At 56.9% G+C, this 25,090-nt stretch carries 19 protein-coding genes and 1 tRNA gene; 5 read left to right on the forward strand and 15 right to left on the reverse strand.

The window, feature by feature from the left end; translation table 11 throughout:
- Positions 1-405: 405 nt before the first annotated feature.
- The 5 genes from P273_RS0102945 to P273_RS0102965 form a co-directional block, all read right to left on the reverse strand.
- Positions 406-969, reverse strand: a complete 564-nt coding sequence (locus tag P273_RS0102945) for a GNAT family N-acetyltransferase (RefSeq protein WP_029676066.1) — start codon at positions 967-969, stop codon at positions 406-408.
- A 322-nt stretch (positions 970-1,291) separates the two neighbouring features.
- Positions 1,292-1,966, reverse strand: coding sequence for a response regulator transcription factor (locus tag P273_RS0102950; RefSeq protein WP_024627000.1), 675 nt, complete (start codon positions 1,964-1,966; stop codon positions 1,292-1,294).
- Positions 1,959-2,864, reverse strand: a complete 906-nt coding sequence (locus P273_RS09490; protein WP_172637234.1) for a sensor histidine kinase — start codon at positions 2,862-2,864, stop codon at positions 1,959-1,961. Before P273_RS09490 ends, P273_RS0102950 begins: the two co-directional genes overlap by 8 nt.
- Positions 2,865-3,261: 397 nt before the next feature.
- Complete coding sequence (locus tag P273_RS0102960; protein WP_024627002.1) at positions 3,262-4,683, reverse strand: FtsX-like permease family protein; 1,422 nt, start codon at positions 4,681-4,683, stop codon at positions 3,262-3,264.
- Positions 4,683-5,420: an ABC transporter ATP-binding protein gene (locus P273_RS0102965; protein WP_024627003.1), complete on the reverse strand. Its 738-nt coding sequence runs from the start codon at positions 5,418-5,420 to the stop codon at positions 4,683-4,685. The genes P273_RS0102960 and P273_RS0102965 overlap by 1 nt, the downstream gene beginning before the upstream one ends.
- A 497-nt stretch (positions 5,421-5,917) precedes the next feature.
- Between P273_RS0102965 and P273_RS0102970 the strand changes: the two genes are divergently transcribed.
- Positions 5,918-5,990 (forward strand) — tRNA-Lys (locus P273_RS0102970).
- 183 nt (positions 5,991-6,173) lie between these two features.
- Here the strand turns inward: P273_RS0102970 and P273_RS10235 are convergent.
- From P273_RS10235 to P273_RS09960, 5 genes are all read right to left on the reverse strand, one after another.
- Positions 6,174-6,479, reverse strand: coding sequence for a type II toxin-antitoxin system YafQ family toxin (locus tag P273_RS10235; protein ID WP_029676068.1), 306 nt, complete (start codon positions 6,477-6,479; stop codon positions 6,174-6,176).
- Positions 6,476-6,766, reverse strand: a complete 291-nt coding sequence (locus P273_RS0102980) for a type II toxin-antitoxin system RelB/DinJ family antitoxin (protein WP_155804678.1) — start codon at positions 6,764-6,766, stop codon at positions 6,476-6,478. The genes P273_RS10235 and P273_RS0102980 overlap by 4 nt, the downstream gene beginning before the upstream one ends.
- Positions 6,767-7,303: 537 nt before the next feature.
- Entirely contained in the window at positions 7,304-11,119 is a 3,816-nt protein-coding gene (locus P273_RS0102985; RefSeq protein WP_081709232.1) for an AAA domain-containing protein, read from the reverse strand.
- A gap of 124 nt (positions 11,120-11,243) precedes the next feature.
- A complete protein-coding gene (locus tag P273_RS0102990; RefSeq protein WP_024627007.1) occupies positions 11,244-14,375 on the reverse strand; it encodes a cation-translocating P-type ATPase in 3,132 nt (1,043 codons plus the stop codon).
- Positions 14,376-14,732: 357 nt separating this feature from the next.
- Entirely contained in the window at positions 14,733-15,119 is a 387-nt protein-coding gene (locus P273_RS09960; protein ID WP_155804679.1) for a hypothetical protein, read from the reverse strand.
- 111 nt (positions 15,120-15,230) lie between these two features.
- Here P273_RS09960 and P273_RS0103000 point away from each other — a divergent pair, with 111 nt between their 5' ends.
- The 4 genes from P273_RS0103000 to P273_RS0103015 all read left to right on the forward strand — a co-directional run bounded on the left by P273_RS0103000 (position 15,231) and on the right by P273_RS0103015 (position 18,744).
- Positions 15,231-15,896, forward strand: a complete 666-nt coding sequence (locus P273_RS0103000; protein ID WP_231575806.1) for an ABC transporter ATP-binding protein — start codon at positions 15,231-15,233, stop codon at positions 15,894-15,896.
- Complete coding sequence (locus tag P273_RS0103005) at positions 15,893-17,323, forward strand: ABC transporter permease (RefSeq protein WP_024627010.1); 1,431 nt, start codon at positions 15,893-15,895, stop codon at positions 17,321-17,323. The genes P273_RS0103000 and P273_RS0103005 overlap by 4 nt, the downstream gene beginning before the upstream one ends.
- 433 nt (positions 17,324-17,756) lie before the next feature.
- On the forward strand, positions 17,757-18,050 hold the full coding sequence (locus tag P273_RS10240) for an ABC transporter transmembrane domain-containing protein (protein WP_024627011.1): 294 nt from the start codon (positions 17,757-17,759) through the stop codon (positions 18,048-18,050).
- Positions 18,051-18,447: 397 nt separating this feature from the next.
- The gene (locus P273_RS0103015; protein WP_198217313.1) at positions 18,448-18,744 is read left to right on the forward strand and encodes an ATP-binding cassette domain-containing protein; all 297 of its coding nucleotides are present in this window, start codon (positions 18,448-18,450) and stop codon (positions 18,742-18,744) included.
- A 1,429-nt stretch (positions 18,745-20,173) separates the two neighbouring features.
- Here P273_RS0103015 and P273_RS0103025 read toward each other — a convergent pair.
- The 5 genes from P273_RS0103025 to P273_RS0103045 all read right to left on the reverse strand — a co-directional run bounded on the left by P273_RS0103025 (position 20,174) and on the right by P273_RS0103045 (position 24,905).
- Positions 20,174-21,682, reverse strand: a complete 1,509-nt coding sequence (locus P273_RS0103025; RefSeq protein ID WP_024627014.1) for a HAMP domain-containing sensor histidine kinase — start codon at positions 21,680-21,682, stop codon at positions 20,174-20,176.
- Entirely contained in the window at positions 21,670-22,392 is a 723-nt protein-coding gene (locus P273_RS0103030; RefSeq protein WP_081709247.1) for a response regulator transcription factor, read from the reverse strand. The genes P273_RS0103025 and P273_RS0103030 overlap by 13 nt, the downstream gene beginning before the upstream one ends.
- A gap of 158 nt (positions 22,393-22,550) precedes the next feature.
- A complete protein-coding gene (locus tag P273_RS0103035) occupies positions 22,551-23,375 on the reverse strand; it encodes an ABC transporter permease (protein WP_024627016.1) in 825 nt (274 codons plus the stop codon).
- Between the two features lies 1 nt (position 23,376).
- On the reverse strand, positions 23,377-24,213 hold the full coding sequence (locus tag P273_RS0103040) for a hypothetical protein (RefSeq protein WP_024627017.1): 837 nt from the start codon (positions 24,211-24,213) through the stop codon (positions 23,377-23,379).
- Positions 24,210-24,905, reverse strand: a complete 696-nt coding sequence (locus P273_RS0103045; RefSeq protein ID WP_024627018.1) for a lantibiotic protection ABC transporter ATP-binding protein — start codon at positions 24,903-24,905, stop codon at positions 24,210-24,212. The genes P273_RS0103040 and P273_RS0103045 overlap by 4 nt, the downstream gene beginning before the upstream one ends.
- Positions 24,906-25,090: the final 185 nt, after the last annotated feature.

Below are 25,090 nucleotides of genomic sequence, written 5' to 3' on the forward strand. Positions count from 1 at the left end.
TGGCCTTCACCGTTTCGCCGCCAGTGTCTTACCATCATGAAGACAATCATCATTAGCCACGCTGCTGGGTACGTGCATAAACCCCAGAACTGTGAACCGGTGGCAAACGATATAACATGGGCGAGAATTAATGCCAGGGCAAAAAAGTTGACAGCAATGACTTGCGGCTTATCGGATGGTTTCTGTGTCGAAGCTGTTTGTCTCATGGCGGTTCCTTTGCCGTCATACATAATGCACAGAATGTGCATAAAAACAAAATATACACTAACCGGTATTCGCTCAAAATAAGCTTAAAATAAGTTCGCGTTCTGGATGCGCATGTACGTCATAGCCGGAGAAAATCATTGCAGAGACCCTAGCCAGGAAGCAATTACATGAAAGCTGCTTTTGCATCCAAGATTGCGTTTACCGATCTGTTCGTTTCGTAGACAAATCAATCCAATACCGTTCTACTGGCTGACCAGATCTGCTGGGGAGCACATTCTCCAGTCGCCCGCCACGCGAAAGGATGGTCCGGCGGCTGGCCAGATTCGACGGGGAACAAGTAATCAGGACCTTACTCATGCCCAGAGTGGCAGCTTGTCGAAGGCATTCATCCAGCATCAGCCCGGCATAGCCCAGCCGGCGACAACCCGGACGAACTGAATAGCCGATGTTGCCGCCCACTCGCAGAAGTGCCTGCGTAAGCTGCAACCTCAGCTGAATCATCCCCACCAGTTTGCCGCTGGGGTCCATGGCGGCGAACTGCAGAGCTGGCACAAACCCCGGCGGCAGATCATCACCACGCGCCTGACGAGCCACCTCCGGCAGACCAAACCGACGAACCTCATCCAGGCTGTGGCAGTCCTCCAGGGGGCCGAGACCCGCCGCTTCATCCTGAGGCTGAGAACGGCAGGCCTGCAGATATTCCCAGATCATTTCAGCATCCATCGCCCCCGGCCGGTCCAACCTCACCAGACGGATTCTCATGGTCCACCTCTTCTGTCGAGTGCTTGGCCACTCTTTGTGCTTCAGCTTACAAGAGCAGCATTCAACGGAGCTGGGGGGTTTCCAAAGCGAACAATCGCCGTCGGCACACCGCGCCCATAAACGAATAGCCGGAACTCAATACAGCAAGAATCACAATGTGTAATGATTGTTCGGCAAAGGTCCAATAAAAGTTCGTCCAAACTTAAGTTCTGATCTTTAGTTCCCAGCTTCAGCTTCATCAGGTCAACGAAGGCGTCACTCCGGAATCTATCGTTCTTCTGGTTTTCTCCTCGCGATGCCTGGAACAACTGCTCATGGACCGTCAGTCAGACATTCCGGCCTGAAACCATGTGATGACAATTTGCGTACGATCTCGGAGACCGGTCTTGTCGAGTATGCGGCTTACGTAGCGCCGGACGGAGGTAGTTTCGAGAGTGAGGCACTGGGCTATTTCCTGGTTGGAGAGCCCTTGAGCGATGAGCCCGGCTATCTCGTACTCCCTGGGGGTCAACTTATCCAGCTGCTGCCTGGCCTGTGGGTCACTAACCTTATGCCGGGCATAGGCTCTGTCGCGGTTGATGAGTTCTGCTGTGATGCGGGGGGTGAGCACTGCGTCCCCATCGGCCACTGCGTGAATGGCTCGGTGCAGGTCTCTGGTGGATACGTCCTTAAGCAGAAAGCCGTAGGCGCCTGCGTGCAGACCGGTGAAGGCGTAATCGTCTTCGTCATAGGTGGTCAGGATCAGCGTGCGAATGTCGGGGAACTCCTTGGCAATGACCGCAGTGGCACTGATGCCGTCCATCACCGGCATGCGAACGTCCATCAGGATCACCCGAGGCAACGGCTGGGCGGCTGCTTTCATCTCCCGAAGCATGGTCACTGCCTCCTGACCGTTGGAGGCTTGTCTGACGACCTGTAAATCGTGGTCGGCCTCAATCATGCGTACCAACCCCTTGCGGAGGAGCGCAAGGTCATCGACCAGCATCAGGTCAATCATGGGCGCTGCACCCTTTCTCGCTGGTGCCAGGCAGGATGGCTTCTACCGTCCATCCCCCGTTCTCGCTCGGTCCGCAACTCAGGCTCCCTCCCATCAGTCGGCATTGCTCGCCGATTTGTCTTAGCCCCATTCCTTGATGATCATGAATGGCTGGTTGCTGATCGCCCAAGACTTGCCCGTGCTCATCCCCACGCCCATCGTCGTGGATGCTGATGCGGAGGGTGCCGTCCTGCTCGTAGTCGCGGGAGATGACGATGGTGCTCGGGTCCGAGGCGTGCCGGAGTGTGTTGGTGATGGCTTCCCTGCTGATGATGAAGCAGAGGTTGTCCTGTCTGGGATCGTGCCGCTGATGCCCTGTTTCGGTAGACACGACAGCCAGACCAGCCGCGCGGGCATGGGCAATTACTGTATCGAGCTCGTCGAGCGTGTGCAGCCTGGAGCCAAACCTGCGCCCATCATCATCGGACTTTTCAGGTAGCGCCTCATGCTCTTGAACAAGGGTACGGACGGCTTGTCGTGTGTCGGCCAATCCATCCCTGGCCACCTGATTGATATCCTTAAGCACCTCTTGCAGCTCTTCGATCTCAACCGAGTCAGCGAATCCCTGGGTCAGGGCGATGATCGTGGTGAGGTCATGGCCCACGCTATCGTGCAACTCCCCTGCTACCTGGGCACGCGATATAGCCTGATCCCTTTGCCTGGCAAGCATTTCAGAGCGGATGCGCTCCTGCTCCTCACGCTGCTGCGTCTCGCGTCGGATCCGGTAGGACCTGGCAGCTACGGCAACGGCCGCGACCGCCATGATGACAGCCATCCGGGCCGACCATTCCAGAAAGAGCATGTGCCCGGCATGCATACTGACAGTGACCAGGCTGACGGCCGCGACTGCCTCACTCACGCCTGCCGCAATCCTGGGTGCTGACGATAAACAGACACAGAAATAGAGCGCGCCTACCAGGGGTATCAGGAAGCTATCGTCCGAGGTAGCAAATGACAGACCGATGTACGTCAGGGTCTCCAAAGTCGTGATGAGCAGGGGAAGCTGCCTGCTCCAGTACAGCAGGCAGGAAGACAGGAGCCCAATCAGGCCAATGGCCGTCTTCCAAACGGGCAAAGGAATGTTCTCGGCCCAGACTGGAGGAAACGTAGGGGCGCTGACATAGAGAAGCGTATACGCCAGGCTCAGCAGAGGCGCGACAAATCTGGTCAAGCGTTGATTGCTCAACAGCTCGAATAGGTAGGTTGCCATGCCCTTCATCGCGCCCCCTCACGCCGTATGCCGAGGATGCCCAGGTTCATTCGCCAGTGTACTGTGCTATCACACAGGCAGGGGAACGACCTGCTGATTTGCGCACCGTGATCAACGAAGCCAGTGATGCCGACGAAGACAGAAGCAGGTAGACCAGCACCCAGTGAGCCCAAGGTATGCCAATGCTGGCAGCGCCGAAGACCTTGTGGAATCCGATTGCATAGGCCAAGACTGGCAGAAGGCTGGAGGTGAGGGATATCAGTACGGCGGTGGTTGCCATGATGAACCCTTCAAGAGCGGCCATGATTTCAAGTTGGTTCGGGTCCGCGCCAGCGATCGAGATAAGGGACAGATCCAGGCTTCGACCATGGGCTGAGATCAGGTATCCGGCGCATACTCCAGCCAGCGTGACGACCAGCGCGGGACCCAGGAGCGTCATGAGCATGGAGAAATCAGAGCTGCTGACATCCAGGTTGGGAGGCAGCAGACGACTGGAATCGGCGCTGGTCTGGTAGAAGGAATCGGTCATCATCAGCAATGAAACCCCCACGACCAGCGGTATGACCGTGGAGCTGAGGCTGCGCATGCGGGCGCTAGCTTGCCGGCAGGCGATCAGCCATGAGGGCTGGCGAAGAGCGACGAGCCTGGTCCAGCCGCTGGTGACCACACCCAGCAGAGAGGGACCTGCCAAGCAGATTGCTGCCAGCAGGAGCACGAAACCGAAAGTGCTGCCCATGGCAATAGGCAGGATGGGTGCCGCAGTGTGCAAACGGACCAGTTGCTCATCAGGTATGGTCCGAGCCTGCATAATCGGCATCAGCATGACTGCCAAGGCTGCCAGCAGACACAAGGCAGCGGCGATACGACGAGCCAAACCTGCTGTTTTTGGAGGAATGATTGCAGCACGCAGAGATTCCACGGGACTGATCCTGCTGATGGTCCGGATGGTCAGCAGTGTGCCGATCAAGGCCACCAATATTCCGCATGAGGTTCCTGCTTCCCAGGAAGCCAGCTGGTGGCTGGCGATGAAAGGCTGCCAGCCGATCAGGAACTGGGAAGTCTCCCAGGCATAGAGGGGACGGGCCAGTAGAAAAGAGGCCGCCAGAGAGACCACGCTGGCCGCGAGCGCCAAAATGAGCACGCGCAGACAGGTCAGCGAGGTCAGTTGCCAGGGCGTTGCGCCTTGCAAGGCTAACAGGGCAAGGTTGCGTCTGCGCTGGTTGATCACCGACGAAACGACTTGCAGAACGATCAATACTGCGGCAACGAGAAGTGCTACGAAGGGGATCATCAAATTTTGGTAGGCGGTGCGGCCTTGCTCGGCCATGCCGGGAAGGTCGCCCAGGGCCTTGGCTGAAGAGAGCATCATGGCAAGCAGACCGACCATGGTTTGCGAGGCGATCAGCACGAGGGCGACACCAGACCAGGCCAAGGGGGCATCCTTGAAATCTCGCAGAAGAAGTCGCATCAGATGCCTGCTTTCGGCACAGGAACCTTGTCGGCTGTGGCTATGCGACCGTCGCACAGATGCACCAGAGTGTTGCAGCGGGAGGCGACTTCCGGACTGTGGGTGACCATAATCACTGCATGGCCCGGCCTATTAGCGAAGGCGGCGAGTTCATTGACGACCGCGTTGCCGGTCTCCTGGTCAAGGGCGCCAGTAGGCTCATCGGCGAAGATGATATCGGGATCCGAAATCAGCGCGCGGGCCAGAGCCACACGCTGCTGCTCGCCCCCTGAAAGGAGGGTCACATTGGCCTTGAGCAGCCCCCTGATGCCCAGTCTGTCCAGCAGTTTGGCCGCCTGGTTCTCCGGCCAGCGGGTCTTGCGCAGAATAAAGGGCAGCTTGAGGTTGTCCTCCACACTCATCGAAGGCACCAGATTATAGGACTGGAAAACGAAGCCCAGGTGCGCGCGGCGGAACCGCGCCGACGCTGCAGGCCCCATGGCAGAGATGCGACGACCCAAGACTTCCACCTTGCCCGAGCTGACTGGTTCGAGACCAGCCAGGCAGTAGAGCAGGGTTGATTTGCCGCTACCCGATGGCCCTACAATCCCAGTCATGGCTCTCCAGGAGGCAGTGAACTCCACATTCTCCAAGAGAGTTATGGTCTCCCCTTTCCTGGGCGAAACCTGCTTGCACAGACCAGATGCATGGATGGTGAAAGGCTCGCTCTGGCCGGAAGGATTGGCGGTACGCTTCATAGCAGTATCCCGCGCTTGCAAACGGGTGAATGCCAGTATGAGCCTGTGCCGCTCTGTACATGCGGCGATGCGCATTGAGCCGGATGTTTCATCGGAGCTCCCTCCCTCAGCGCAGTTGCGAGGACAAGAGATCGCCTCGCAGGGATGATTCTTTCAATCCGAGTACGGGGAATCAACGTCGCTCGCCAGTTCGCCATCTGCAGATGGCAAAACATTGTCCGACTCACTGCGCAACGGGTAGGAAGCTACCCTACGCTTTGGCAGAAGCTTTTGGCAGACAGGTTGGTTTACTGTCCGGCACAGATCCCGTTGGCAGGTTCAGAGTTTGCCCCACCCCTCCCCCACGCATCCCAACAACCTTCTTAAGTGGGCGGAAAGGTAGCGTTTCAAGTTGATATTCTTCCTTGATCTTTACGGTTTCTCGGTCTTGCTTCGCGCGAGAACCGGCTTGTCGCGAACTGGAAAAATCGAGAACAAACATGTAGTGTTGAGCTGTTGCCCCTCTGGCTCAATGGTTAGAGCAGCGTCCTTTTAAGTCGTGGGTTGTGGGTTCGAGTCCCACGGGGGGCACTTTGGATTACCGATTATTTAATACCAGCCACTATGCTCCGTAAAAGATTCATACCACGAGAGCGTGAGTATCTCCCGCCATACCCAAGTGCTACAACCCCGACACAGCATATATCCAGACCATTCGCCTGGGCAACAGCGTGCTGAGCACCTGATATATAGCCTTGATTCATTCGCTGGGGATCAGTATCTACCGCGCCTACCCAACACCTGATCGTGGGAACCTACTCGCAGCATATAGGCAGCGTCGCCCTCCCTATGCCACACCAGCAGCAGATCTCCAGCATTGCCCACATGGCACTCATAAACAGCCGCATAGCCTTGCAGCATATGCATCCGATGATGCGCCTTCAATGTCTGGAGCGACGCTTCAGAATTCTCCGCTATCAGATCTAGCACCTCCTCGACCGGCTCTAACGGGACGTGCCTGCGAGCCATGCGCTTCAGGTCTCTCGTAAAAGCACCAGTGGGAACCAGCGCAAGCCTCATCGATCCGCGCCAGCAGCTGCTAGCACGCCATCCACCAGGTCCTTTCCTGTGGCGTACCCCTTAGTCTTTCCCCTCATGGCCAGACGGCGCGATTCCTCCAAGGCCTCCTCGGTTTCGGCAGGTAGATCCAAGCTGAAGTCCAAGGGGATCCGCTGCTCCCGAATGATCTGCTTGTAGAAGGCTCTGGTGACCGTAGTCATATCCAGACCAAGCTCCTTCACGATACGATCCACCTGTTGCTTGTCTGCATCGGATATACGCACCGTAACCTGAGACATCTTCTCCATCGGAGCCCACCTTCCTTGTTGTCTATAATTTTGCATTAAAGTGCAAAATTACAGCTAATTTCTTACTTTAATGCAAAATTACAGTGCATGGTAAGGCATCAATGTGTATAGTTGACAGCAATAGCATGCATCCATTGCTTTATGCTGCGCTGGGTGATTCCGACTACTCATGCTTCCAAGCCAACTTTGACGAAGCGGATCTCTACGAAAGCGATAGCCAACCGGTCTTCTACTACAACCAAACCGCCCGAACGAGAAAGACACTGAACTCAACTACGCTCACCTCTTAACGGCAACAGCCTTGGAACCAGGCAGCTGATTAATCATAGCCACGCTACGTCAGAGGTTTTACGCCGATTGCCATTCCGGCCCTATTCTGAATGCAGTCAAGCGAGAATAAATAGGCAGTCAAAGCGTAAGGCAAAGTCACTAACAACCCTGCCTCACTTTTTAATCTGCGACAAAAGTATTGGTCTTACAGACTGAGGATGACGTGCTGTATCAAAAGGAATTCTGGCCGCACCTTTCCCGCTCCACTCAGTTTTCTGCGCTCGCCTCCACCGGTAGGTCCTTTGCAATCCTGGACGTATAGGCTCCATTCTTCCAATCAGCGAGATTGCCGACCACGTAGACACGGCGCTTGGCTCGCGACACGGCGACGTTGAGCAGATTGGGCGACCCGTTAACCCATAAACGAGAGCCTTCTCCACGCTTGCCGGCCCTGCTGCCGAGGACTATGAAAACCACATCGGCTTCCCGCCCTTGGGAAGTGTGGACGGTTCCGGCCTGGCTTGATGCCAGCCGGTTCGCTTCGCTGCGGTTGCAACCAGTGCATTGCCGCAAGGCGTTTGCGAAGGTGTCACGCACCCCGTTAGCCACAGCCCTGAACGGAGCGATGACCAGAATATTGGTGGGGTCGATCCCACCCTGGAAGAGCCCGCACAGACGCTTGTGCAGTTCGTAGCCCTCCTGCGGCCTCCATTGCGTTTTCCCAGTTTCGCCGGAATTCGGCGGCACATCGTACCAGCAGGAGGTCGGCAGCTCATCTCCCGTATGAGGCCCGGACGGATAGGCGCATGGCCGATGCTCCGGCCCTACACGAACCATCCTGCCGGAGTAAGCCATATCGTTGCATATAGAAAACATGGGCTCATCGCAGCGCCGATGCACCACCAGAGGCATCCCCAGCCAGTGGTCGTCCGTCTCGTCCAAAAGGCCGCAAGGAGTCTGGTAATCGACCAAGGCCTGCATGTTTTCAGATTCCAGTCCCAGGCGCTGGAGGTGATGAGTGCTCGCCAGGAGTTCACGCATCGGCTTGGGCATGGTATCCACGGGCTGAAGCTGCATAGGATCTCCAACTGCAACCGCATGTTTCACGCGCTGCAGCAGACCGGCCGCAGCCTGAGGCAGGGCCTGTCCGGCCTCATCCACAATCGCCCAGCCGAGCGCCTCCTTGCCTATCCCCGAAAACATTCTGGATATTGAAGCAAAGGACGAGGAGACAACCGGGATCACCAGGAAGAAAGTCTGCCAAGCCACCAGCCGCTCGTCATCCGTAAAACCATTCGACTGCAGCACAGCGCAAGCCAGGGAAAGATTGCACATGAACTGATGGGCAGCACCCATGACGGCCTGCTGGTGAAGAGACAGCGCCTTGATGTAGACCTCCGTCCGCGCCTTGCTCCATTCCTGGTCCATCCACGCAACATGGTCATCGCCAATGTCAGGCCTGGGCCACTGAATCTGCTCGGCCTCAGCGATCTGCTGTTCAAGGGCAGCAAGTTGCCTGTTCAAAGTCGCAATCTGTGTTTGGCATTCCCCTAACTTCTGATCACCGACTTCCAACCCTCCATAGAAGGACTGCAACCGCTGATGGACCGTGCTGGCCTGCTCATCGAAATGCTGCTTTGCACGACGTGCCTGCTCCAGATCAGTACGTACCTTAAGCTCGTCCTGCTGCCTTTCGCGGCTGTGGAAAAACGACCTTAGAGAATGCGCCTTCCAGTAAGACAAGTGAACCTGACAAATGCTATCAGCCTGTTCCCAAGCAGCTTGCGCATTATTGGCAGCCTGGCCAGCATCCGACATCTGCCGTTCCATCGCTTGAACCTGTCCGACATACCTTGATCGGCTTGCCTTCATGCCATGAAGTTGTTCATTGAGGGTTTTCAGCTCGGCTGACAGATTGGATCGCTGATTGCACAGGCCTGAATAAGAACGCACAAGATTGTACTGGACAATTTTCCTGGCGCGAATGCTCTCTTCCTTCTTCAGAGCAGCATTAAAGTCGTTCCTGGCCTTTGTCCAATTGGTCCTACTGGCCCTTTCATCTGGCCTATATCTCAATGATTTATAGATAAACTCATTTTTGAAGGGCCACAGGAATCGGTTTTTGTTGCTCATGTTCCCCAAGACCGCCGATATAAGAGCCCAGGCAGAGGAGGTATTTGAAGGGCTGCTCTCCTTATCCTGACTCTTGCGATCGGCAATTTGCCCGGCAAAGTCTCGAAAAGCGAATCCACAGGGAACCTGTTTGAATTCACTGTCAATATAGGATTCCCACTCGGCGTCTATAGCATCGGCACTGGGCAGATCCTGGCTGACGTTTTCAACAGCCTTGTTGTTACTGGAAGCAACGACAATCTCAAAACCGGTCACCGACGGATCAAGCGTCCAGTAGACATAGTCCTTGTCCTCGTCCGAGGTTGCTCTGGCCAGCCTCCGGGATGTGAAAATATCCTGAGGACGGGAGAATCCTGCCAACCGCCGAGCCCTGGCCACAATAATCTCGGCCACCACATCCTTGAGCAGGGTGGTCTTGCCAGTTCCAGGAGGACCATTGACACCTAGCAGCGATGACCTGCCATATCCTTCCAAGGCCGCCCGTATTTGATTAATCGCCAGCTGCTGGCCTGTCGACTGAAATTGATTGGAAGCACTTGGCCATCGCCCGAACGGCATGTTGGCTGGTTCTGTGAGGTCGCCGACCAGATGCCCTTCAGGGTCCTTCTGCAGATTGAACCGTCGAGGATGACCAACCGATAGATATTGCCTGACCGGTTCAGAAAATATTTCAGTCCCATTTTGATAAAGGTCTTCAAGATCTTCTAGGAAGAAGGAATCCATCATTTCGCCATTCAATGATTCTGAGCTGGCTTCCAGATGGCAATTGACATAATCCCTGATCAGTGGTGAGCCGTCAGCGCGAGCGAAAAGAGGAGATCTACTCACCGCGCGGTCATCCAGTCCCATCCGATCCGCTACATGTTCAATGAGGCTTTCGATCTCGTATCTGCCGACCGGATCTGCTCCGTCTTCAGAGTCTTCCCCAGCCAGACGATTGAATTCGGATTTGAGTTTCCTTTCCGTCTCGTCAAATACTTCGATATGCGGCCACCCAGCCGGGCAATCAGGCCAGCCTTCATGATTGAACAGGCAGGAAACCGCCTTGGCATATTGAGAGAGCGTCAACGATCTTGGGGCCAGACAGCCATCATCCCCTACGCAGAACTCCATAAGGGAAGCCACGGTAGAAGGACCGCCGGCGCGCCTGTTCTGCCGATGCGCTAACTCCTGCAACACCTCGTCCTGAGCAGTCTCCTCGGCTGGCGAGAGCTCTCGAACAAGCTTGGCGGCCTTCAACAGCGCATTCGTGACTACACGCTGGGAGAGCCCGACTGCTATTCGAAAACGTTCATGCTTAAGCCACCGATTTTGTCGTCCCACCGCTTCTTGCTGCTCCGAATCCTCGTCAGGTTTCACTGCCTGGTGGACGGGGCGACGCGCAAATCGGCGGTCATAGTCCTTGCGGTAAACAGCACAAGCTGAGCCAGGCCGATTGGCCGTTGCTGACAGCTTTCCCGCCACCTGCAGCAGGCGCGAAACCATGGAATCCGTCAGTTCAGTACCTGCCGGCAGAGGATCGGGCTGCTTAGCCACCTCTAGCCATAACTGGCTCATCTCCCCAAGTAGACCGGTTATAGTCTGTTCGTCGAGTCCGGATCTGACCGCCTGCGCCCGCAGCCAGTTCTCAGTATCTTCTGCAAACGAGAAAGGTTTGGTCAGCCGGGCGTTCATGTCTGTCTGCAATCGGTATATTTTCCTGCTCTGCAGGTCGTTATAGAGGTTTGTATAGGAACGATGCTCATTGTCAACCGGCCCGATGAGAAGATCAGCATGAATGTCATTCCATGGAAGTCGCTCCTGCTCAGAAATGCTTACCCTTTGGTCGTCGCTGCGGGGGGAGGATAAAGCAATGAGCTGGTTATCCCTCCAATTTTGCGGCGAGAACAGTTCAACCGCGCACCAATACGACAAAACATCCATTGCATGCCGTTGCTCATCGTTCCCCATATTTGCCAGTATGCGGATAAGCGGGGACAGATGCAGGAACAGGTTCGAGCCACAGATGAGGCCATAGGAGGCAATCCCGATGCGGTAATGTCCAGACCAATCACCGCATCAGGAAGAAGCCAGGTTATGCCCGCAGCCGTCTGACCGCCCAGTTGAACAGTTTGCGCAGCTCCGAGGCCACTAAGACCAGGGAGGCCAGGGCGATGCACTCCAGCCAGGCCTGGGGCTGGAGGGGGACGGTGCCGAAGGCCTCGCCCAGGAAGGGCACGTAGATCACCAGGAGCTGCAGCAGGATGGAGACGCCGATGGCGCCCCAGAGCCAGGGGTTGCCGAAGAGCCCCTGGAAGGCCGACTTGCGGGAGGAGCGGGAGGCCAGCGCGTTGAACAGCTGGGCGAAGACCAGGATCGTGAAGCCCATGGTCCGCGCCTCACGCATCTGCGCCTCATGGCCGATCGCCTGGACCGACCTGTCAGTGAAGAGACCGCCACTCAAATGCATGTCCATGCCAATCAGGGTCACCAGGGCCATGACCAGGCCGATATAGACGATGTCGACCCACATGTTCCGGTCAATCACCCGGTCGTCGATGGACCGGGGCGGACGGCCCATCAGATCGTCGCTCTGCGGGTCCACTCCCATGGCCAGGGCGGGAGCCGCATCGGTCAGAAGGTTGATCCAGAGCAGCTGAGTGGCCAGGAGCGGCACGGTCACGCCCGCCACGCCGGGCTGCGATATGCCCAGAAGACCCGCAAAGACCACGCCCCCGAAGACCGTGAAAACCTCGCCCATGTTGGAGCTGAGCAGGTAGCGCAGGAACTTGCGGATGTTGTCGAATATGCCCCGGCCCTCTCGTACAGCCTGGACGATGGTGGCGAAATTGTCGTCCGCCAGAATCATCTTGGCCGACTCCTTGGTGACCTCGGTCCCGGTGATGCCCATGGCCACGCCTATGTCCGCAGCCTTTACAGCGGGGGCGTCGTTGACGCCGTCGCCGGTCATGGCCACGACCTTGCCCTGGTCCTGAAGCGATTCGACGATCTTCAGCTTGTGCTCGGGGGCCACGCGAGCGTAGACGGAGACCTTGGAGGTGGTCTCCCGAAGCTGGTCCGCGTCCATGGCATCCAGCTGCTCGCCGGTGCAGGCGGGGCCGCCGGGCTCGGTGATGCCCAGGTCACCCGCGATCCTGGCCGCAGTGAATGGATGGTCGCCAGTGATCATGATCGTTCTGATGCCGGCACTGTGAGCCTGAGCCACAGCCTGGCGTACCTCAGTCCGAGGCGGATCGATGATGCCGACCATGCCCGCCCAGATCAAATCGCTTTCCAAATGGGCGCTCTCCTGGAATACCTTGTCCGCAGACAGGAGAACTGCGGAAGCACGCTGAGTCTCCTTAGACAAACGGTCCGTCTGGCCTGTCCCAATCGTGCTTGACGGCCTCTCCCCCTCGTCATCTTCGGTCAGGGACGACAGTTCCTGACCGGATACAGGCCGGAAAGCCTGTCCCAGAGTCCTGTAGGCATCGCCGGACAGATGGCTGACTTGGGCGAGTATCCTCTCCCGGTCAGCGCTAGTCATAGGCCTGACCTGGCTGTCTTCGAGAATCCGGTCGCACCGGCCGAGCAGCACATCGGGAGCACCCTTGCAGAAGAGGCGCGATTGCCCTTCGCTGCCGTCACGCGGAGCGGCCAGGACCGACATGAGCTTGCGCTCGGACGTGAAAGGAATCTCAGCCAGACGACGGTAGCCGTCAGCCTTGGCATCAGCGCCGACTTTGCGAGCGGCGACAATCAGAGAGACCTCCGTGGGATCGCCGACGCTCTGCCAGTGACCCTGCCCGGATCCAGACTGGGTCTGGGAATCAGGTTCGGCCTCGACCGGCTGCCAATGCAGGTCTCCGTCGTTGGCGATGGCCCCGACCATCAGGGTCTCTTCCACTGCCTCAGCCAGAGATGAACCAATGGTATCTGTCAGTTGTTGATCATCTGACCCACTGGCCTCGACCGGCTGCATGGTTCCCTCCGGAGCGTACCCGGTGCCAGTGAGCCTGACCTGCCCCGAGGGGACGACCACCCGTTCAACGGTCATTTCATTGCGTGTAAGAGTCCCTGTCTTGTCGGAGCAGATGACTGATGCCGATCCCAGCGTCTCAACAGAGCTGAGCTTCTTGACGATGGCATGGTGCTTGGCCATGCGCTGCACGCCCAGGGCGAGAACCACAGTCAGGATGGCCGTCAGCCCCTCCGGCACAGCAGCTACGGCCAGGGATACGGCCATGAGCAGGGAATCAATCAGATCCTGGGTTGTCTGAAAGCCTTCCATCAGGGCCAAAGCAGCCAAAACCAGGGCGGCAATCAAGCAGACGGCCAGTCCGAGGAGCTTGGAGACGCGGGCCATCTCCTTCTGTAGGGGCGTGGGTTCCTCCTGGGTATCAGCCAGCATGTCGGCGATCTTCCCGACCTGGGTGTCCATACCAGTAGAGGTGACGATCATGCGCCCGTTCCCCTGGGTCACTGCGGTGCCGTTGAAGACCATGTTGGTTCTGTCACCCAGAGCCTTGGGCTGGTCAAGCCGACCGGGCCGCTTGCCCACCGGCAGCGACTCGCCGGTCAGCGATGCCTCGGCCACGCGCAGACCCGCGGCCTGGAACAGTCTTCCGTCGGCGCCGACCGAATCGCCTTCAGCCAGGACTACTACATCACCAGGCACGATCCTGCTGGTCTCCAGGCTGACCACCCGGCCGCCTCGCAGCACCGAGGCGTGCGGGGCCGTCATGCTCGCCAGAGCATCCACAGCCCGCTCGGCCTTAGCCTCCTGAGCGTACCCCAGGGCGGCATTAAGGATGAGGATGATCATGATGACGATGGCATCAAAGGGCAGGGGCTCCCCGCCTCCTGATGCCGGATGTGAGCGTTCCACCACCCAGGCCACCAACGAAATGGCCGTGGCTGCCAGAAGCAGATAGACCAAGGGGTCCTTGAACTGTTGAAGGAATTTCCTCCATGCAGGAACGGGAGGCGCTCCAGCCAGCTCATTAGGACCGAACCTGTCCAGCCGACGCGCCGCCTCGGCCTCATCCAGGCCCCGGTCGGGGTCCACATTCAGGGCAAGGGCAACCTGATCGACACCTACTATAGAAGGGTCCTTGAGGACGGGGCCATTCACTCTGCGCCTCTGCTCATGGCCCTGCCCTGCAGTCGGGATCACGCCGGTATCTGTCGATTGCTCATGCTTGGGATCGCTGGTCAACCCAGTCATGCCACTCTCCTGCTTATGCCACGGAGTAGTCAACGCTTCAGAGGCCCGTTGGAAGAAATCAGAGGCGGCCAGACCAAAACGCTGCGTGGATGCTTGCCAAGTTGAACCAATAATATACATAAACACGGCCGAAGTCGTCAAGGCCTTTGCTTCAGTATGCATTCTCAGGCCTGTCTCATGACAGAGACGGTATCTTTGCTGCACTTAACTTGGCAGCGCCCTAGTTGCCGAATCCCCCCCCCAAAAATACTAGATCTTCATTAGAAAAGCTTTAATCAATTTGGGCTCATCTGGCATAAAAACCCTTATCTGCCCTGAGAATCCTATTTAAGACCCTCTTGTGATTATTCGACAGGCTCAGCTGGCGTTATCTGAGCAGTAAATAGTCTTATAGGCCAACCATGGTAGTTCTTGCCAGCCGTCTGCCCTAACGATCCTTTCAGTGGAGACACCATTGGAAATAGCACTAAACACGAGAAAGAGAGGAGAGAGACGGACAAAATGCACAACATTATCGATCTGCAGAATAGTAATATCGCCATGAATGATGAAGCCGCTCATCATAGCGGCGTCAGCATATTTGCATGCCACGGCGGTGGGCATGATAATATCTGGAGTTGATGGACCTGCAGCTAATCCACAAAAATATGCCACTGCGATGACGTATTCACCAAAATGGCATGGGCTGTCATTTTTGCCTTGATGATGGCAAGGACAACAGTCATGTAAGTCTATGGGTGCCATCCTTGTATGGCATCCATAGCATTATTCTGATGAAGATTTATAAGTCGCGAGAACGGCGATGATGGGAGAACGGTGATGAGTGGTGCTTCAGTGAGTTCAAATGGATTGACGATGACGGTGACTCCGAGGAAGGATGATTCGATCACCATCCTCGACCATGTCGACTTCCATGCTGAGCCCGGAAGAATCACGGGGATTGTCGGCCCCTCAGGCAGCGGAAAGTCCACCTTGCTGTACTGCCTTTCGGGATTGGAACGTGCGACATCCGGAAGCATCTCCCTTCTAGGGCATGACATCACGCATATGCGAGCGTCCGCGCTCACTCGGTTTCGGCGTCGGCATCTGGGATTCGTGTTTCAGTCCTACAACCTGATCACGAGCATGACGGTGGAGGAGAACCTCGCGCTGCCATTCACCCTGCGCGGCCGTCGACTCCCCAAGCAAAAAGCGGATGAGATGTTGCGGTACTTCGGATTGGCAAACGAGAAAAAAAGGAGCGTGACGATGCTCTCAGGCGGAGAGCAGCAACGTGTCGCGCTTGCACGAGTGCTACTCTCCGATGCAGATATCATTTTCGCCGACGAGCCGACTGGAGCCTTGGATCAGGAATCTGGCGCCAAGGTCATGCAGGTGTTCAAAAGTCTGGCTATGGATGCGGGCAGGACCGTAGTAATAGTGACCCACAGTGGAGAGGTAGCCGGACAGTGCGACCAGATCGTTGAGGTCCGTGATGGCCACGTGCTGAACGCCGATGCGGAGAGCGGGGCCGGTATATGAGGGGCGCACTCTCTGATCTGAAAGCAGCCCCGGCCGTATGGGCAGGCGTATGGCTGTCACTAATCGTTTCCCAGACCGCTGTGTGCACTATTGTCGCCGCGCGCAGGGCTATTGATGCCGCTTACCACGGACCGGATGCCGGGCTAGGCGCCAACCTTTCCGGCCCAGCAATGCTGTTCAGCGTGGTCATAGCCGTGTTCGTAATGCTGTGGGTCGTGACCGCCGCTCTGAACCAGCGTCGGCACCAACTAGCATTGCTGGTCCTTCAAGGCGCCACGCCTTGGCAGCTGCTCTTCGGGAATCTGGCTATCATCATCGTCCTATTCATCTTGGCAGCAGTAGCGTCATCCCTCCTGACGCCGCTGGCAGCACCATATCTGTTCGACCTCCTGGCCAGAGCATTCGAGCTGAAACTGACGTATCAAGCAACCCAGCTGCTGGCATCCATCGGCACTGGGTTGGCCATTGCCGGAGTCGCCGTCCTTGCAGGCACAGTGCTGACCGTGCGCACACTATCCAAGATCAGGCCGATAGAGGCGCTTCGGCAGTCACAAAACCCGCCGAGACAAGTGAACGCATTCCGTGTTCTGCTAGGCGCATCGTTGCTCGTGGGAGCGATATGCGCGCTCATCATCCCGGGGACAGCTACACGCAAGATAGACTCTGGCGAGCTCGCCACGCACATTTCCGGCAGGAATCCCATAGAGTCCAGAGTGACAGGATTCATTGGGTTCTCCATGGGAGGCATGTTCCTCCTGATCTTCGCATTGGCTGTTCTGGCTCCCTATGTCATGCACTGGTTCACCAAAGGATGGACGCATCTTCTCCCCCTGCCGTTCAGCACCTGGAAACTCGCCAGGCAGCAGGCCGTCGGGAGGATCCAACGACAGAACGCGACCATCATTCCCATGACGGCCGGCTTGTCGTTGCTCATGACTTTCTCTGGTGTGTTGCATACGCTGACCGACAGCCTCAAGAATTTCGCCAGTAACGGCCATTCCATGAACGTGAACCCACACATGCTGACGAACCTGATGGCCATGCTCGGCCCTGCGCTCATCATCGCTTTGGTGGGCGCAATCTCCGGACTGATGATCACCGCACGAGGGCGACGCCTGGATCTGGCGCTGACATACGTATCCGGTGCCAGTACCGGACAGTTGCGCATTTTGGGAGCCCTCGATGGTCTCATTTCGATGGTCACCTCGGTGCTGCTCGCCTTCGTCATCACACTGCTCAGCACCTGCGGCACCGCCTTCATGCTGCAACGATATCTGGGAAGCGCAAAGATAAGCGTTCAATGGGGATATTGGGCGGTCATCGCACTCCTCGCTATTGTCGTAGGCGCCCTCGTCACAGGCGTGCAGGCGCTGTGCGCGCGTTCCGAGGATTCTGTGAGGGTCATATCACGTGCAGTCGGTGAGTAACCACCCCCAACAAAGGACGAAAATGTCGCCACACAAGCGGAATAGTAATGAGAAAACCGCATCTTTGATAGACGTGCCCCGCCTTTTGAAATCCATAAGGGTGTTTTATTCACGGTTAGTCTGCTAAGTATAGCGAGCGCCCTCTTAAATCTGGCTCAGCCACAGCTTGTCAATGTCATTCTTGGACGCGTGCAGCATAACATGCGATCCGCAGTGCCCCTCTAATAGCGTTGGCAGGAGTGTTTCTGTCCGGCGCAGCAATCACTTCTTTTGACGCTTACCTGCTGTTGAACGATATGAGACGGTCTCTAGTAATGCATATTCTGCATTTGCCGTTCAAAGATCTGGACCAGTCGCATACAGGCAACGTAATTTCTATTATTTCATCTGATACAAATGAACTGAAGCGATTGCTGACCGATAATTGCCAGAAGTGTTTGGCACTTTACTGGTGTTCATAGGCGCGTGTGTGGGAATGGTCATAATCAGTCCCGTCATGTTCGTTATCTCTCTTTCGACCTGTCTTGTTACTGTCGGTTTACTGGTAGTCTTATCCGGAAAATTACGAGACTGCTCCAGAGGGGCTCAAACGGCCATAGGAGATATGACGTCTGCAGCCACTGATGCTTTGATGAGTTTGAAAAGGATCAGGGTTTTCGACGCCACGGAGCGTGAGACCAATAAAATCGGCGAGAAGCCAGGCAAGCGTGCACATCCGGTCGTCTAATTTCAAAGAAGCAGTCACTGATATGGCCATCAGGAATGGCCTTAATGCAGTTGTGCCTGATGGTTGTATCGGGAATCGGCGCTTTCCAAGTGGCCAAAGGAGTGATGACTGTTCAGCAACTGGTAACTTTTCTATGTACCTAGAAATGATGCCCACGCCTATGGCGACACTTTCTTCGACATATAGCAGACTGTTCAGAGCGTTGGGCGCGAACTCCAGCATTCAAGCGATAATGAGAATGCCGACCGAAGATGCGACATCAGCATGAGCAGTATCCAGTAGGGTCCAAAGGAAGGTCACCAACTCCGATCAGATTGACATCGATCTTGACCATGCTGATATTCCGTATGATGACGCACGGAACAATCGTGGCGGGCTCCAACTGAATGAAGCGGGTGTGCATATGAAAGGCGGCGTCGTCTACGCGATAGTCGGACCATCCGAAGCGGGCAAATCAACCATGCTGGCCCTTATAAAGGTATTCTATAAGCCAAATCATGGCCATGTTCTCTTTAATGGCATTGATATTTCAACTCTCAGCTCCTCTTATGTACGTTCTCTGATCGGCTATGTAGAACAAGATGCCCCCATATATTCCGGTTCTTCCAGAACGAATTTGGCGATGAACAAGAACGGCGTATCCGATGAAGGCTGCTGGAATGCCTTAAATAAGGTGAACCTCACGCCAAAGTGAGAGACACCTTCGATGGATTGGATACCCCAGTAGGCAACGCGGTGTATTGCTGAGTAGCGGTGAACGCTATCGCTTGGCCCTGGCAAGGCTGTTGTCCATAAGGCGGCCGATCATGCTGCTTGACGAAACAACGTACCATTTAGACGCTAAAAACGAGGAGCTCGTCGCACAAGTCATTCATGCCAATTCCCCGGAGCAGACAATAGTCATGGCGGCACAGAGAATACAATCAATCGCTTCGTCAAATAGAATCATGGTTTTGGCCAATAGAACTATCAATGGTTTCCTTTGGAAAATATTGTCTGCCAATCCTACTCTCCTATATGTATTGCTGTTAATAAACTTGATACCAATGTGAATAATTTGGCTATATATAAATATGCGCGGAAAATACGATCCACCGGCAGCAAGGTTCTCACCTCAACAAAGGAACAGACGATTCAAACTATCGTCTTGCCCTCTAAAGATATCTTTAATGACATTTATTGGCTGCTTGGTTTCCAGCATGATATGCAGTCATTACTAGACTGACCACGGGATATCTAGCAGTAAAGTTTAGCTGGGAGTACAGCACGTGAACCTTACACAGGGCACGCGGGAATAAATCTTGGAATTGCTCATTGTCAAGACATGACCCTCGCTGTTCCGCACAGTCAATCAGCTATCTGTTTTTTGATGACTATATGATCACGACGATGTTGATCGCCTACGGGCTTAAGGAGCCGGACCGGGCATCAGACCGCTGGTTAATAGCCTAAACGAGTGGGCGTGGGCTGATACATGACGTACGCTCTGAGCTTCTCATACCAGATAGGATGATACAAAAAGAAAGAAGAGGATACGGCACCTATATTCCATGTCGGCCGTGCGTTTTGAACCGTATTACGGTATTTTCATGCCAGGCCCTGACGACGATCTCGAGGCTCCTCCGGTCATCTCAAATAGTTTCAATTTCATACAGCTGCGTAGGCGTCATACGGGCATCGGCATCTCCGATCGGGTATGACTGCCTGCGCTGATGCCTGCTGTCTTGCAGTAGACAGGCCTCTTCGCCTATGTGTCTGCCGTTGATGCAAGCCGAAACCACCGTTTTGCCGTCGATCAGGCTTTCGCTATAGAATATGTTTGACCTCGGGATTCATTTCTTTTTCCCTGTGCTATTATCGCCTACTCCAGCGACAGATCGCTCTGTTCAGCGTCATCTGATTTTTACATGCAGATCCCTACAGATTGATACTTTCTGTTATCTGTAACATACAGATCTGCCAAAGAATGGTGAACTTTAGTAATCAATTACTAAAGCGATTGCTAAACAATTGATGTTTTCATAATTATTGGCCCACGATTAACACTATTTGCTAATCTTTACCACTGTGCAATTCTTAACTGGACACCGAGTTTGCTGTGACCGGTATCAGCTCCGCTGAATTCACTGCACTGGCAAAAATACAGTGACTGCTGCGCCATCGCCACTGGCTGCATTGGCGAGGATTAGGCGGCCTCCTGCACTTTCCACAGTCGACCGCGCTGCAGCCAGGCCGATGCCATGGTGACCGCTGGAGCCGTGCCGACTGCTGTCAGCCTGATAGAGCCATTCCGTGGCATGGGCCAGAGCCCGGCTGCTGAAACCTGGACCCCGGTCACGCACCGTCACCACTAAGGCTCGCCCGCCCTCCTGACCACCCTCCAGCCTCCAGGTCAGCGTCACCAAGCCATGGTCCGGCGAGTAGTCGGCCGCGTTGGCGATGATGTTCATGATCGCTCGGGTAAGGTCAGCCGCGTCACCGGAAACCTGACCGGTGTCGGAACCTAGACGGTCATCCCGCTCAAGCCGCAGACTCCGGGCATTCAGGTAGCCTTGGGCCTGGTTGTTGACCGCATCTTTCAAAGCAACCGCCATGACCCCGGATCGCCCTGAAGCCGTGCCCACGGAACCCTGGCTGATGGCTTGCGCATAGTCAGCCATCTCACGGATGGCATCCTCGATGGAGTCCAGGTAGGACTGCTGCTCCCGGCTGAGCCCGGTCTCCCCCAGCAGGTCTGCATTGCCTCGCATGATGGTCAGCGGCGTCTTCAGGTCGTGTGCCAGGGCCGCCACCTGCCGACGCTGGGACTCCTGGGCCATCCAGGTCTTCTCCAGGGATTCCTTCAACGTGGCGCGCATCCTATCGAAGGACCCCAGCACCCGGTTGATCTCCAGCACGTTGCTGCGGGGCAGGGATGCGTCAAGATCCTGCCGCCCTATGTCGTCAGCCACCTGGTTGAAAACCTTGAGCTTGGACGATATGACATGGGCCGCCCGCAACCCGATCAGCAGGAGGGTGATCAGCAGGACCGCCCCGCAAGACACCAGCAGAAGATTCTGGGGATTGGGATAGCGGTCCCGGGCCTGCCTCGATACCCACTGCGGCTGGATCCGATAGGCCAGGACGCATGGCCGCCCATCGGCTGTGGCATAGACGAGGTAGGTCGCATTCGGCCTTGCACGAGTGGCGAGAGGCCGTCCCGTCTTCTTCTCCCGCTCTTCCGATGGCATGGATGCCCTGTGCTCCCAGTGGTCGGCCGCCAGCTGGTCGGCTTCGCTGGCCATGCCGCCCTTCATATCTCCCCCCGTGGGATGCACCTGATGGTCATAGGTTCGGTACCAGTAAGCAGCGGGAATCATGGATTCGTCAATAGCAGTCGAACGGCCGATGGAGTGCCCCACCTCCTCCAGATGCTGTTCGCCATAGTTGGCCCAGAAGAAGTCACCCCTGGTCCCCAGGTTTATCCAGACCATATACATACCGGCGAACAGCAGAGCCAGAATCAGCAGCACGTAGAGAAAGTATCTGATGATCAGCAGAACGATGGGCATTCCCTTGCGGCTTGGCCGGCCCTTGCCGTCGGGGTTCTGCTCCCCCGGCGCTTCGGGCACGCCGTCGGTCAGGCCGCCCATTGGTAACCCACCGACCAGATGGTCCTGATGGGGTCCACCCCCAGGGCCTTGAGCTTGCGCCGGGCATTGCTCAGATGGACTCTGACCGCAGCCGTGGCATCGCTGTCCGTATCCTCAGCGGCCGGGTCATCCTCAGCGGCCAAGCAGGCCTCCCATATCTGCATGGGCGCGTAGGCCCGCCCTGGATGTTCGGCCAGCAGTGCGCATATGCGGTATTCCGCATCCGTCAGATTGGCGTTGCGCCCGTCCACCCTGATCTGCCGCGCCTGAAGATCCATGTCCAAGGAGCCGAAACGCAGGAGCGGACGCCCACGCCGACTGCCCTGGGACAGCCTCGCCCTGACCTTGGCTCGGAGCTCGGCAATGCCGAAAGGCTTGCGTATGTAATCGTCAGCCCCCAGGCCATAGGCCAGGACCGCACTGTCCTCGTCGGTCTTGGCCGTCAGGAAGATGATCGGACAGGACACCCGTTCCCTGATGGCAGCCAGGAGGGCAAAGCCGTCCATGTGGGGCATCATGACATCGCAGAGAATCAGGTCGACCGAGGACAGGTCCATGCTTACAACTTTCCGCGACTCGTTGACCACGGTCACGGCATAGCCGTCCTTGGACAGGGCAGCCATCAGCAGGGTGGTGATCCTTGGATCGTCGTCCACCACCAGGATGGAAGCCCGATGCCGATCGTCCCCACGGGAACCTTCGGCGTGCATGTCAGCCACGATTGGCTCCTTTTCTGCGCTTGGCGACCCGGCCCAGCAGCGTTTGAGAATGAACCTTTGCAGGCCAGGATTCTTGCAAGCTTGATTTCCTGCAGGACGATTTTCTTGCAGGACAGATTCCTTACGAACCGGATGCCCTGCAATCCAGTCTAATCGCTGACCTTGCGCCGATCCTCGAACCTGCCGATCCAGAGCAGGAGGGCCAGGCCCAAGGTCAGGGTGAGGACCAGACAGGGAACCAGATTATCCACAGCCGTCACGCTGATTGAAGCACGCAGACCCTCCCCTCCCGGCATGGTCAAGGCCAGGGCCTGTTCGATTCCCAGGGAGCCGAACCTGGTAGGCCAGGTAAAGGGTATCCACTGGCTGATCCCAAGAGTGCTGGCGGCGCCGGACAGGGTACGGCTGTACAGGCCGTTGAAGAGGCCACCAAGGGAACTGATGGATACTCCGGTGCCGAGGACACCAATGGCGATGGTCGCGTTCCGGCCGAAGCTCAGGGCTAGGGCGATAGAGAAAAGGTAGAGGCAGAGGGAACCACCTGCCATGCCCACGGTGGCGAGCGCGACGGCCGAGATTGGTGCACCCAGTCCGCCAGCCAGAACCATGGGCAGGCAGAAGGCCAGAGCCGCCAGGGCCAGTGCCAGCAGACCCAGAAGCCAGAGCACCAGGACCTTGGCCGCCAGACCCAGACGGCGGCTGGGAATCCCCAGAAGGTTGGCCATGTCGCCGGCCTCACGCTCGGTTTCGATGTTTATGGCAACGACGATGGCGGCCATCAGGGGCATGAAGGCACCCAGAACCTGAAAGAAGGCATCGGTCTCCAACCCGGGATCATAGGGGGCTGCGGCGAAGTAGGCACCGCAGACGAGTCCTGCCGCCAACCCGCAGACGACATGGATGGCGATAAGCACAGATCCATGCAATCTCACGACTTCCGAGGCCACGACCCGGCCGACTGTCATCCCAGCCATGTCAGTTGGTCTCCTTCCGCGAGAACCAGATGCCCGTCAGGACGGACAGGAGCAGGAACCAGACCAGACAGGCCACCAAGGCCGTCAGGCTTTGCCCACCGAAGACAGACAGCGCAGCCTTGATCGGGCTGTTGTCCTCGGTCTCCAGGGGCACGCCATCAGGCATGACCTTCATGAAGGGCACCGGCAGGTTGATCATGGCGGCGGGCGGCAGGAAGGGCCATAGCCGTTGGCTTCCCCAGAAGATGATTGAGACCAGCAGGTCCACCATGTGAGGCAGGCCGAACCCGATCAGAACGCCGAACCGGGCGGTCAGGGCAAGTCCCGCCGGTATCATCCAGGAGCAGGCCAGAACCAGCATCAGGGCGCTGACTACAAAATCGACCAGGGAGGGGCCCTGAACCCCGGAAACGGCGACTATGAGTGCCGAAAGGCCCAGAGCCAGCAGGGTGGCGAGGCCGACCAGAAGCAGGCAGTAGACGATCTTGGCCCACCAGACCATAACGGGCGCGGCAGGCAGGGACAGGGTCGTTCTCCACCGCTGCTTTCCGTCGATGTTGGCCACGGCGACGCTTATCAGGGCGGTCATGGCCGGAAGGAGCAGGACATACCAGTAGTTGACCCAGGAGGGCAACCAGGCGTGCAGTCCGAATGCGAAGCAAGCCACGATGACAATGAGCACCAGGGGAAAAGCCAGGGCCATCCGTCTGGGTGCTGCCGACCGGCCCTTCATGATCTCCGCTGCCAGGATCCTGCCGAAGGGGATGCCGTTGCCCCTGGTTCCGACTTCTTCAGCCGTATTCTGCTGGATGAGTTCGCTGGCATTCCCGCTGCTCATCGTGACCTCCTGAGCACGTCCATGAATAGCCCCTCCAGGTCCTCCCCGGCGTGCAGTTCATTCTCATAAGCCAGGCGACCGTCAGCGATGATGCCGATATGATCCGCCAGGATTGACACCTCGGAGAGGATATGGCTGGAGACGATCACGCTCATCCCCTGCTGCGGAAAGCTGCGGATCATCCCCCTCAGCTCCTCGATGCCCAGCGGATCCAACCCGTTGGTGGGCTCGTCCAGGATCAGCAGACGAGGTTTGGTCAGAATGGCGTTCGCTATCCCCAGGCGCTGCTTCATGCCCATGGAAAACTGTCCAGCCTTCTTGGAACCCGTATCGCTCAGCCCGGCAATGGAGAGCGCCTGGTCGATCCGCTCATCAGGCAGGCCGAAGAGGGTTGTGCGCACCTTGAGGTTCTGACGGGCCGTCAGGTTGGGGTAGACGGGCGGCTGCTCGATCAGGGCGCCGATGTCGTAGAGGTCCCGGCGCGACCAGGGGTGCCCATTCAGAATCATGGATCCGCCAGTGGGGTGCAGCATGCCTGTGACCATCTTTAAGGTAGTGGATTTGCCAGCCCCATTTGGCCCCAAGAGCCCGTAGACTCCGCCCTCGGGGACATGCAGGGACACCTGGTCGACGGCCCGCTGTCCGTGGCCGAAAACCTTGGTCAGCCCCTCGGTCCGCAATATGTAACGCATGGTCAGCTCCTATTCATTTCCGTGTGGCAGGAGCCAGACTAAAGACCGAAAATAAAGAAAGATAAAGGAGCGAGCAGAGCCCTGTTGCAATCCTAGGAAGGCACTGTGAAGGGTGAAGGTCTGAGAGACCTGGAACAGTCAGAACCCTACGTCTGCCGAACCTTGACATCCGACAGGATCCGCGG

Origin of the sequence: Bifidobacterium sp. A11 (assembly GCF_000499185.1) — a bacterium.
GTDB classification, from domain to species: Bacteria; Actinomycetota; Actinomycetes; order Actinomycetales; family Bifidobacteriaceae; genus Bombiscardovia; species Bombiscardovia mizhiensis.